Source organism: Serratia sp. OS31, assembly GCF_014164835.1.
In the GTDB taxonomy this organism is placed as follows: Bacteria; Pseudomonadota; Gammaproteobacteria; order Enterobacterales; family Enterobacteriaceae; genus Serratia; species Serratia liquefaciens_A.
Window position 1 is genome coordinate 1 of the sequence record NZ_JACJFQ010000083.1, and the last position, 2,313, is coordinate 2,313.

Consider the following 2,313-nt stretch of genomic DNA (forward strand, 5'->3'; position numbering starts at 1 on the left):
TTCCCCCGCCGAACCGGCGTTGAGGATGCTCTCAAACACCGGGTTGCCCGCCGCCAGCGCATCTGCCGCCGCCGCTACCGCACGCTCGTTCTGCGTTGCCGCCACGCTGGCGAAAGAGGTGTCGTTGCGCCCGACGTTGAGCGTTACCTGATTTGGCTGGTAGGTCAGCCCGGTGCCGAGGAACAGGTAGTTTGGCGCCACAGAATCAAATTGCCCGCTGATGCCCTGCTGGGCGGTCAGAATGTTGTACTGCTGGCCCAGCAGGCTGCGAACCTCGCTTTGCGACAGCAGGTTGCCGCTGTTTTCCAGCGATACGGTCACCTCACCGCCGCCGATCGCTGCCGATCCGTTACTTTGGATCCGATCACTTTGGCCATTCGCTGCCACTTCCACCGCGTAACGGGAACCCGGTTCGAAGCTGACGTTACGGGTCACGTTCAGCGTGCCGATCGAGTTGCCCGTCGCCACGGTGCCGCCGCTGCGCACGGCCAGCGACCCTAGCGTACCGGAACCGCCCAGTAGGCCGGCGTTTTGTACCGTCACGTCCGAAGTCACCGAGCCATTCACCGCCAGCAGGCCTTGATTGACCCACGTCGGGCCGGAGTAGGTATTGTTGCCGGTCAGTACTAATGCGCCCTGGCCCTCCTTGGTCAGGCCGCCATGGCCGTTGATATCATTGGAATACACTTCAAGCGAGCAGTGGTAGTCATCGCAAACTCTGGCGTGCAGTGTGCCCTGATCGATGATCGCCCCCTCACCGGGAATGTTGGCGATAAACTGCGATGATCCATAAGCCACGCCTGTCGGGTCCGGAATACGAAACTCCTCGGGGATATCATCGACGGTATAGAACATGCCCGGGCCGTTAATCGCCTTGCCCAAATTAATCATCCCCCAGCCATACAATGCATCGATGCCCGGAGCCCCCATATCGGTAGCGGTCGTTTTCAGCACATCGGCAATTTGTGCCGACGTCATGTACGGGAAACGCTGCAGCAATACGGCAACCGCACCGGTCACGTGCGGCGTCGCCATTGAGGTACCGTTTTTATTGCCATAGTCGGAGATCAACTGGTTCGGATCTGAACCGTTGGCTACGGTGCTGTAGATTTTACTGCCCGGCGAGGAGACGCAGAAGCTGGCGGTGTAGCCGCAACGCGAAGAGAAGCTGCTGATGGTGTAAGGCACGCTGTTGGTGGAGGCGGCATCTTGCGCAACGCTGGCAACCGACAGCCAGTTAGGCGCAATATCCGGCACAAAATAGGCCAGGCCGCTGATCACATCCGGTTGGTTGTAGTTGCCGTCATTACCGGCGGCGAACAGCACCAGAATATTTTTACGTGCCGCATCGATAGCGCCCTGATAACCCGCCCCCGCCAGGCTGCCCAGCAAAGGTTTCACCTGATCAAACTGTTCCTGCGCGTCCTTTAGCTCGAAATGCAGCGCATCGGGTTTCTTGCCGTTATCCGAGAGAAAATCCGGAATGCTGACGCCCCAACTGTTGTTGATCACCCGCACGCCATTGTTGATCATCGCCTGCCAGCCCGCGTTGGTCACGCTGCCATCCAGCCCGAGGAACTCACCGTAGGCCGGGCCGTCATTGTCGTTATCGACGCTGATGATTTGCGAATCGAAGGCCACGCCGTGCATACCAGTACCGTCACGGTTAGCCCCGCTGATACCGGCTACGTGGACACCGTGGTTGCTTAACAGGCCTTGTGAACCACTGTAAAAATGGAAAGTGCCGTCAAAGTAAAAGCGATCGCCGGCCTTAATCCCCTCTCGATGCGGGTCGGTATAGGCGCGATAGCCTTCGGTGACAACGTTAGTCAGCTTGCCGTCACCGGCAAATTCCGGATGCTGGTTCACCGGGGTATCGAAGATCCCCACCTTTTGCCCTTTGCCGGTATAACCCGCTGCGTAAGCCTCATCGGCGTGAATGGCCCCCAACCCCCAATTGGCGTTGAATTCATTGCTGCGCCAGCTGGCCGGATCGCCGCTCTTACCTCCTTCAGTATAGGTCGCGGCCTGTGCACCCCCGGTAGCCAACAACGCGCATAACAGGGCGTTCAGTTTCCATGTCGGCGCCAATGCCGGTTTATTGTTTCCTGCAGATTGCTTCATTCCCTTATCCCTTATTGTTTTTGGTAAAACCGCCCCAGACGGGACGGTTGTTCCGTTTGTTTTTTAAGATCAGAAATGCCAGGTAAAACCGGCGTTGACGCTGTTGTCCTGGTAGTTTTGCGACAGCAGCCCGCCATAGCCCAGCGACAGCGTGGCGTTCTTGTTCACCGCCACTTCCGCACTGGCTTT

Annotated in this window: 2 protein-coding genes; both read right to left on the reverse strand. The window is 58.2% G+C overall.

The window, feature by feature from the left end:
* On the reverse strand, positions 1-2,124 hold a 2,124-nt coding region (locus tag H5P17_RS26340; RefSeq protein WP_182825906.1), incomplete at its 3' end, for an autotransporter serine protease.
* Positions 2,125-2,193: 69 nt separating this feature from the next.
* On the reverse strand, positions 2,194-2,313 hold a 120-nt coding region (locus tag H5P17_RS26870), incomplete at its 5' end, for an autotransporter outer membrane beta-barrel domain-containing protein (protein ID WP_182825907.1).